This is a genomic window from Actinosynnema sp. NPDC059797, from assembly GCF_042732085.1.
Classification (GTDB): Bacteria; Actinomycetota; Actinomycetes; order Mycobacteriales; family Pseudonocardiaceae; genus Actinosynnema.
In genome coordinates this window covers 1-7,865 of sequence record NZ_JBHWIE010000334.1, presented here as the reverse complement: position 1 = coordinate 7,865, position 7,865 = coordinate 1, and the positions used below count along the sequence as shown (strand labels likewise).

Genomic DNA, 7,865 nt, shown 5'->3' with positions numbered 1-7,865 from the left:
GAGAGGAAACCGACCCTATCCAGGCAGGGCTGTTGCGCTGTCACCCCAGACCACCACCACCAGCCAACCCACACCAACAGTTCTGAATAACGCTCGAGGACACGCGGGGTTAGGGGGTGGTTAGGGTTTCTAGGTGGTGTAGGAGGCGGCGGTGGTCCACCGGGGAGACGGTGGACCACGGTTGTTGGCCCGGGGTGGCTCGGCGGAGTTGGATGTAGCGGCCGGCCGGGGTGTCGAAGAAGGCGACCACGTTGTCCGGGCGGACGCGCTTGCCCCACTTGTCGCGGTGGGCCGCGCCGAACTGGCCCCGGTTCGAGGCGTCTTGGAACATGGTCGCCAGGGTTTGGGCGTCCTCGGCGCGGATGCCGCGGGCGGCCAGGGCCTTGGCCAGGTCGTCCGGGGTGGCGGAGGCGGCCGCGGCGGCGTCCAGGTCGGCGCTCGGCAGGGTGACCGAGTGGCCCGGGCCGGCGGGGAGCTGGGGGAGGACCGAGAGGGCCTCGCGGGGCAGGCCCTCGCTGGACGCCGGGCGCAGGGTCAACCGGTCGCCGTCCAGGACCGCCAGGACCGCCGAGTGGCCCTTGGCCGCGGCCAGGACGCGGACGCTGCGGCCCAGCCACAGGCGGCCGTCCACCTCCTGCTGCGGGCGGTTCAGCAGGTGGAGCAGGTCCTCCAGCATCGGGTCCAGGGACACCGGGCGGCCCAGGCCGCGCTGTTCGAGCGCCGCCCACGCCCGGCGCTCCAGCTCCGCCCGCTCGGCGTTGGTCTTGCCCGGTGACGGCACCTTGAGCACCAGCGGCATGGTCTCCAGCCGCAGGTGCTCCCACAGCACGTCGAACTCGAGCGCCGAGATCGTCACCGGCTCGCGCACGTCGTTGAGCCCCAGGTCCAGGCCGAAGGTCGTCATCAGCGGGTGGTGCTCTCCCCGATGACCGGCGGGGAGAAGCCGCCGATCCCGTAGATGTCGTCGGTTTCACGGAGGTAGTCGGCCGCGTCGTGCGTGGCGTCCTCCTCCTCTTCCGCCGCGCCGCGCGCCGCGCCCAGCCCGCCGAACGGGTCGAACGCCGCCGGCGCCGGAGCCGCGGCCACGGACCGCTTGTGCACGGTGTCGTTGTTGCCCGCCTGGCCCGCGCCCATCATCGTGCCGGCCGAACCACCCGGGCTCGCCGTCGCCGCGTGCTGGGCGTTGGCCGTGGCGAACGCGCCGAAGTCGGCCGAGCTGACCGACGTCGTGCCGACGGGCACCCGGTGCTCGGGGCCGCCGATCGACTGCTGCGCGGCGGCGCTGCCCTGCTGCTCCGTGACGTCGGAGGAGGTGCCGGAGCCGGAGCCGGAGCCGGACGTCTGCTTGCGGCGGTCCTGGTTGGAGCCGGAGCCCGCGCCGCCCACGACGCCGCCCGGGCCGTACGCGCCACCGGTCGACGGGCCCGTCGTGACCACGGGGGCCGACGAGGGCCGGGTGTTGGCGTTGGACTGCTGCGACCCCGCGACCGAGGAGGACGTGCCCGTGGTGCCGCCCGGCGCCGTGGTGGGGCGGGTCGTCGGCGTCAGGCCGCGCCCGCGACCGCCGTTCCGGCCCCGGCCGCCGCCGTACCCGCCGCGACCGCCGCGCGGACCGCCGTACGCCCAGCCGTGCCCGTGCACGCCCGCGCCGTCGTTGCGCACCGCGTCCGGCGCGTTGATCACCAGCTGCGGCGGCTGGTGGAACTGGCCGAGCGTGCTGGTGTTCGAGGAGGTGCTCGACGCGTAGGTCGCCATGACCTCGCGGGCCCGCTGCTCGGCCGCGTCCTGCGCCTGCTCCTGCTTCTCGTAGTCCGTCTGCGCGCCCACCAGCGAGGTCAGCACGCTGACGACCAGGTTCGGCTTCTCCGCGGTCACCGGCACGGGCGCGGGCATGTCCGCCCGAGCCTTGGCGATGTAGTCGGCCTGGAGCTCGGCCGACGTGCGCATCATGTCGGCGCCGGTGCGCGCCTCGTCCGCCCACGCCGCCAGCGGGTTGATGCCGCTGCGGGCCTGGTCGGCCGCCGAGCCCTCCCACCTCGCGCCGGACCGCAGGATGCCCGCGTGCAGCTCGGCGTTGATCTCGGTCAACGCCGACGACACGCCGACCCAGCGCTCCACGGAGGTGTGCGAGGCGCCCGGTCCGGGACCGGAGTTGATCTGCCGGTACAGCTCCTCGTGGCTGTACCCGCTCCAGCGGTGTCCATCGGGCATGAAGATTCCCCTTGCCTGCGCCGGGTGCTCAGCGGCCGCCCTGCTGTCCCATCAACCCGGTGTTGTCGTCTTCGATGGACTGGTACTGGCGTTCGACCAGGTTCAACGCGTCCATGGCCGACTTGAGCTGCTGCTGGTAGTTCTGCAGCGCGGCCAGCGCCGAGTCGCCGGACTCCAGCGACCGCTCGTTGAACTGCTCGGCGGCCTCCTGGCTCACCGGGTCGCCGGCCCAGGGCCGCACCCTGATCTCGGTGATCGCCAGCTCGATCTGCTCGTCCAGCTTCGTGAGCGCGCCCGAGAACGCGTTGCGGAGCCCGGGGATCGCACCGGGTTCCACGTTCAAGGTGTGCGACACGGGCGGTGGTGCGCCAGTGTCGCCACCACGCCCGTGGTCTTCCGACGGCATGGACGACCTCCCCGTCTTCCCTATTCCCGTCACGTTCCCGTCGCGCAGGGTCACTCTAGCCAGAGGGTCCGACAACGGGGAGTGGGTGGCGCGCACCATCCCCCGCGCGGGTCAGCGCCGTTGCAGCAAAGCGGCGATCGCCGCCTCGGCCACCCGTTGCGCCCCCAGGCATAGCGTGTCCTGCGTCGCTTTCGTTTCATTGCCGCCGTCGCGGAACATGACGTCGAGGAACTGCCCCTCCGCCACGTCGACCTCGACGTTGCACACCTGCTCCATACCCGGTGTGCGGACCGTCAGTCCCGGAAAACCGCCCACCGTCGTCGGGCGGGCGTCCACCTGGGCGTTCTCGTCCAGCCACACCCCCACCCCCTCAGCTGTGACGAGGGCCAGCCGCGTCACGTTCCCGCTGATGGTGCTGCGCATCGTGCACGCCTTCGCGTTGCCGAAGCCCGTTTCCACGTAGGCGCTCGGCGGGTTGTCCAGGCTCAGCCGCAGCCGCTGCTCCTCCGTCAGCACCGCGCACGGGTCCAGGCCCTCCAGCCTGATCTCCCGCGGCCTGGGCGGCAGGGACGGCGCGGTGGTCGCCGAGGCGATGTCGTGCTCCTGGGTGTGACCGTCCGCGGTGTTCTCCGGTAAGGGCGTGCAAGCGCAGATCGTCAACGCGCACAACGTGGCGATGATCACGCGAGCGGCCCTCATGAGCACCTACCGTAGCCGTGTCCACACCGGATGTGGACCCTGTGTGACGAACCCGCACTTGACCGCCACGCGGCGCGCCGCGTCGTCCGGCGGTTCGGCCGTGATCCGGGGGAGGTCGAGGAACCCGAACCCGAACCGCAGCACGGCGGCCACCGCGTGGGTGGCGATGCCCCTGTCGCGCAGGTCGGGGGTGATCCAGCAGGTCAGCTCGCCGGTCGAGGTCAGCTCGACCTCGCCGACCGCGACGCCGGTGAGCTGGTCGCACACCGCCCACGAGCAGCTCTCGTCGGCGTGCCACCGCCGCGCGCGCTCGGCGACGTGCGCGCCGGCCGCCTCCAGGTCGGGGCAGAGGCCACCTGCCACCAGCGCCGCCCGGTCGTCGATGCGGTCGTCGGCGCGCAGCTGCCGCAGGTAGAACTCACCCGCGTTGATCTCCACGGCCTCCATGGCGGTTGTCCTCGCTCCGCTCGGACGGGCGAGGTCCCGGGACACCGACCTCGCGGTGCCGCGCAGACTAGTCCGTGACGAACCCGTCGTAACGGGCGGCCAGCTCTTCGAGCAGCCCGCGGTGCGCGTCGGCGGGCTGGTCGTCGGGCCCGGAGACCAGCTCGACGACCCAGTCCGCGTCCTCGGCGTCGTCCTCGCCGGCCAGCAGGTCCCGGTGCACCGCGCACGGCGACCACCCGGCCTCCGCCAGCTCCCGCGCCGCCTCCTCCGCGTCACCGCGGTCGTGCAGCACCACCAGCAGCGCGCCGCCGTGGCCGCCGGCCGGACCGGCGGGCCCCTCGTCGAGCAGGCCGCGCGAGGACAGGGCGGCGTGCAGGGCGGCGGGGTCCGGCGTGTGCACCGCGTCGATGCCGACGGTCCGGGCGGCCTCGGCGTTCACGGCGGTGTCGTCGCAGAACAGCGTGCCCGACGCCGAGTGCTGGAGCACCCGCAGGGCGCGCCGGAACGCCTCGGGCGACGGCTTGGCCACGCCGAGCCGCGCCGAGGTCACCACCGCGTCCACCTCGCGGTCCAGGCCCAGCTCCGCCAGGTCGCGCGGCAGCCGGTCGGTGGCGTTGGACAGCAGCGCCACCCGGCACCTCTTCCGCACCCGCCGCACCAGCTCCAGGGCCTCCGGGACGACCTCGCCGGCACGCGTCCACGCGGCCACCGCCCCGTCGGCCCGGTCGGCCGGGACGCCGTCGTGGACCAGCCGGTCCCGCACGTCGCCGCGCCACCGCTCGTCGGTGACCTCGCCCACGACCGCGGGCCCGGACAGGGCGAACGACACCCGCGCCAGCGTCCCGCGCGGCAGGCCGAACCGGTCCTCGATCGGCGCGTCCGGGCCGAACCGCCGCAGCACGCCGTCCAGGTCGAGCAGCAGCAGCGACGGCCCGGTCACCGGTTCCCCATCCGGCCCGCCAGCAGCATCGCCGCCGGGATGATCAGGAAGACGAGGGGGTTGAACCGGGACACGACGAACAGCAGCACGGCCAGCGCCACCGCCGCGGGCACCACCGCGCCCGCCACCCTCGGGACCAGCGGCGCACCGCGGCCCGACCGGTCCACCGACGGCAGCGGGGCGACCCTGGTGAACTCCGGCCGCGGCGCGGGCAGGTCGGCGAACAGGGCGCACAGGTCGCCGCGGGTCCGCGCGGTGGCGACGCGGGCGGAGCGCTCGCCGAACTCGTCCACCGTCAGCCGCCCCTCCCCGAGGTGCGTGCCGAGCAGTTCGAGGGCGTGCTCGCGTTCCGCGTCGCCGATCCGGATGTCCCGCTCGCTCACATCGCCGAGCCTATTCCTTGATCTCGCACAGGACGGTGCCCTGGGTGACCGTCGCGCCCGGTTCGGCGGCCAGGCCGGTGACCACGCCGGCCTTGTGCGCGATGACCGGGTTCTCCATCTTCATGGCCTCCAGCACCAGCAGCAGCTCACCCGCCTCGACCTGCTTGCCGTCCTCCACCGCGACCTTGACGATCGTGCCCTGCATGGGCGCGGTCACCGCGTCGCCGGACACGGCCGCGCCCGACTTGCCGCCGGCGCGCTTGCGCGGCTTGGCCTTGGCGTCCGCCTTCGCGCCACCACCGCCGCCGGAGCCGGAGATCGCCAGGTCACCGGGCAGCGAGACCTCCAGCCGCCGGCCGCCGACCTCGACCACGACGGTCTGCCGCGCCTCGGCCTCCTCGACCTCCGCGCCGCCGGTGAACGGCTCGATCGTGTTGTCGAACTCGGTCTCGATCCACCGGGTGTGCACGGTGAAGCCGTCCTCGGAGCCGACGAACGCCGGGTCGCGCACGATCGCGCGGTGGAACGGCAGCACGGTGGCCATGCCCTCGACGACCATCTCGTCCAGGGCGCGGCGGGCGCGCTCCAGGGCCTGCGCGCGGTCCTCGCCGGTGACGATCAGCTTGGCCAGCAGGGAGTCGAACTGGCCGCCGATGACCGTGCCGCTATCCACGCCCGCGTCGACGCGGACACCGGGGCCGGACGGGGCGGTGAACGTGGTCACGGTGCCGGGGGCGGGCAGGAAGTTGCGGCCCGCGTCCTCGCCGTTGATGCGGAACTCGATGGAGTGACCGCGCGGGGTCGGGTCTTCGGTGAACCGCAGCGGCTCGCCCGCGGCGATCCGGAACTGCTCGCGCACCAGGTCGATGCCCGCGGTCTCCTCGCTGACCGGGTGCTCGACCTGGAGGCGGGTGTTGACCTCCAGGAACGAGATCGTGCCGTCCAGGGCGACCAGGTACTCGACGGTGCCCGCGCCGTGGTAGCCGGCCTCCTTGCAGATGGCCCGCGCGGAGGTGTGGATCTCCTCGCGCTGCTCGTCGGTGAGGAACGGCGCGGGCGCCTCCTCGACCAGCTTCTGGTGGCGGCGCTGGAGCGAGCAGTCGCGCGTGCCGACGACGATCACGTTGCCGTGCTGGTCGGCCAGCACCTGGGCCTCGACGTGGCGCGGCTGGTCCAGGTAGCGCTCGACGAAGCACTCGCCGCGGCCGAACGCCGTGACGGCCTCGCGCACCGCGCTGTCGAACAGCTCGGGGATCTCCTCCAGCGTGCGGGCGACCTTCAGGCCGCGACCGCCGCCGCCGAACGCCGCCTTGATCGCGACCGGCAGGCCGTGCTCCCGGGCGAACGCCACGACCTCGTCCGGGCCGCTCACCGGGTCCTTGGTGCCGGGCACCAGCGGCGCGCCCGCGCGCGTGGCGATGTGCCGGGCGGTCACCTTGTCGCCGAGGTCGCGGATGGCCTGCGGGGTCGGCCCGATCCAGATCAGGCCCGCGTCCAGCACGGCCTGCGCGAAGTCGGCGTTCTCGGACAGGAAGCCGTAGCCGGGGTGCACCGAGTCGGCGCCCGACCGCTTGGCCACGTCCAGCAGCTTGTCCACCGAGAGGTAGCTCTCGCCGGGCGTGCTGCCGCCCAGGGCGAACGCCTCGTCGGCGAGCCGGACGAACGGGGCGTCGCGGTCCGGATCGGCGTACACGGCGACGCTGGCCAGACCGGCGTCCCGGCAGGCGCGGATGACCCGGACGGCGATCTCACCGCGGTTGGCGACGAGGACCTTGCGCAGCGACACGACGTCCTACCTCCTACAACGCTGGATGTGGAGCGGCAATGGAGGGGGAGTTTAGTGACCCGCGAGTACGCGGTGGCCGAGAGACAGCTCACGCTTCGGTGAAACAATCGGCGATCGTGACGCGCCCACCCGCCGCCGTGCTCCTGGTCGCCTGCCTGGCCGTGGTCACCACGGTCGCGGGTCTCGCCTTCGCGTGGTCGACCCGTCCCGGGGCGCCCGCGGCGACCGGTGTGGAACCGCCCCTGGACGAGCTGAGGTGCGGCGCCGAGGCGTGCCGCACGGTGGTGGAGCAGCAGGTCGGCTCCGATTCGGTGGCGCTGCTCGTCGGCTCGGAGGTGGGGCGGATCCGGACGTCCGGCGCGTCGGGGCCGAACGTCTTCGAGCTGACCATCGCCGCTTCGGGGGCCGAGATCACCGAGCGGTCGTTGCAGTGCGCGGACGCGGAGGTCGGGGTGTGCCTGGTGCGCGGCGACGTCGAGTCCGAGGTGCGCGGCGAGGTGCTCGTGCGCAGGTCGGGGGCGTGGTCGCGGGCGCAGGTGCCATACGTGTCGAGCGGGGGGCACCTGTCGCTGCACGACGTGAACCGGGACGCGGTGGCCGACGTGGTGGCGGTGCAGCGCGAGTGCCCGGCCGGCGAGGACTGCGCGCGGCGGTTCGTGCAGGTGTTCTCGCTGGTGGACGGCGGTGAGGAGCTGGGCTGCACGGACGTGGTCGACGCGCCCGAGCAGCTGCCGGGCTGGCCGGCGGTCGTGCCGGACGCCGCCGACCTCGGCCACTGCGGCGAGTGACCCCCGAACGCGAAACAAGCGAGCCCCGAACGTACGACTCACCGGTCTTGAACGTACGACTCGCGAGCCCTGAACGTACGACTCGTCGGTCCTGAACGTACGACTCGCGATGTCCGAGTGGAGGACACGCCGGGTTTCGCGCGTGTCCTCCGGTCCGGTATCGCGTGTCCTCCGGTCCGGACCGGCGAGTCGTACGTTCGGAACG

General features: G+C 73.4%; 9 protein-coding genes. 1 reads left to right on the top strand and 8 read right to left on the bottom strand.

The features are described from left to right. Window positions 1-109 precede the first annotated feature (109 nt). From ACFV4N_RS36270 to ACFV4N_RS36235, 8 genes are all read right to left on the bottom strand, one after another. On the bottom strand, window positions 110-904 hold the full coding sequence (locus ACFV4N_RS36270) for an ESX secretion-associated protein EspG (RefSeq protein ID WP_499677189.1): 795 nt from the start codon (window positions 902-904) through the stop codon (window positions 110-112). Further along, on the bottom strand, window positions 904-2,211 hold the full coding sequence (locus ACFV4N_RS36265; protein ID WP_499677188.1) for a PPE domain-containing protein: 1,308 nt from the start codon (window positions 2,209-2,211) through the stop codon (window positions 904-906). Before ACFV4N_RS36265 ends, ACFV4N_RS36270 begins: the two co-directional genes overlap by 1 nt. A gap of 28 nt (window positions 2,212-2,239) precedes the next feature. Continuing rightward, window positions 2,240-2,548, bottom strand: a complete 309-nt coding sequence (locus ACFV4N_RS36260; RefSeq protein ID WP_344035916.1) for a transcriptional regulator — start codon at window positions 2,546-2,548, stop codon at window positions 2,240-2,242. Between the two features lie 180 nt (window positions 2,549-2,728). Beyond that, the gene (locus tag ACFV4N_RS36255; protein WP_499677187.1) at window positions 2,729-3,316 is read right to left on the bottom strand and encodes a DUF3558 domain-containing protein; all 588 of its coding nucleotides are present in this window, start codon (window positions 3,314-3,316) and stop codon (window positions 2,729-2,731) included. Window positions 3,317-3,322: 6 nt separating this feature from the next. Beyond that, on the bottom strand, window positions 3,323-3,763 hold the full coding sequence (locus ACFV4N_RS36250) for a GNAT family N-acetyltransferase (protein WP_499677186.1): 441 nt from the start codon (window positions 3,761-3,763) through the stop codon (window positions 3,323-3,325). A 67-nt stretch (window positions 3,764-3,830) separates the two neighbouring features. Continuing rightward, window positions 3,831-4,703, bottom strand: a complete 873-nt coding sequence (locus tag ACFV4N_RS36245; protein ID WP_499677185.1) for an HAD family hydrolase — start codon at window positions 4,701-4,703, stop codon at window positions 3,831-3,833. Further along, window positions 4,700-5,086 (bottom strand): DUF1707 SHOCT-like domain-containing protein, encoded by a 387-nt coding sequence (locus tag ACFV4N_RS36240; RefSeq protein ID WP_499677184.1) that lies wholly within the window; start codon window positions 5,084-5,086, stop codon window positions 4,700-4,702. Before ACFV4N_RS36240 ends, ACFV4N_RS36245 begins: the two co-directional genes overlap by 4 nt. Window positions 5,087-5,096: 10 nt before the next feature. After that, on the bottom strand, window positions 5,097-6,872 hold the full coding sequence (locus tag ACFV4N_RS36235; RefSeq protein ID WP_499677183.1) for an acetyl/propionyl/methylcrotonyl-CoA carboxylase subunit alpha: 1,776 nt from the start codon (window positions 6,870-6,872) through the stop codon (window positions 5,097-5,099). A gap of 116 nt (window positions 6,873-6,988) precedes the next feature. Between ACFV4N_RS36235 and ACFV4N_RS36230 the strand changes: the two genes are divergently transcribed. Continuing rightward, window positions 6,989-7,660, top strand: coding sequence for a hypothetical protein (locus ACFV4N_RS36230; RefSeq protein ID WP_499677182.1), 672 nt, complete (start codon window positions 6,989-6,991; stop codon window positions 7,658-7,660). The last annotated feature ends 205 nt before the right edge of the window (window positions 7,661-7,865 follow it).

What these genes read in the sequence shown, in the direction of transcription:
- ACFV4N_RS36270 (WP_499677189.1), bottom strand. Translation starts at nt 904, where the DNA reads ATGACGACCTTCGGCCTGGACCTGGGGCTCAACGACGTGCGCGAGCCG.
- ACFV4N_RS36265 (WP_499677188.1), bottom strand. Translation starts at nt 2,211, where the DNA reads ATGCCCGATGGACACCGCTGGAGCGGGTACAGCCACGAGGAGCTGTAC.
- ACFV4N_RS36255 (WP_499677187.1), bottom strand. Translation starts at nt 3,316, where the DNA reads ATGAGGGCCGCTCGCGTGATCATCGCCACGTTGTGCGCGTTGACGATC.
- ACFV4N_RS36250 (WP_499677186.1), bottom strand. Translation starts at nt 3,763, where the DNA reads ATGGAGGCCGTGGAGATCAACGCGGGTGAGTTCTACCTGCGGCAGCTG.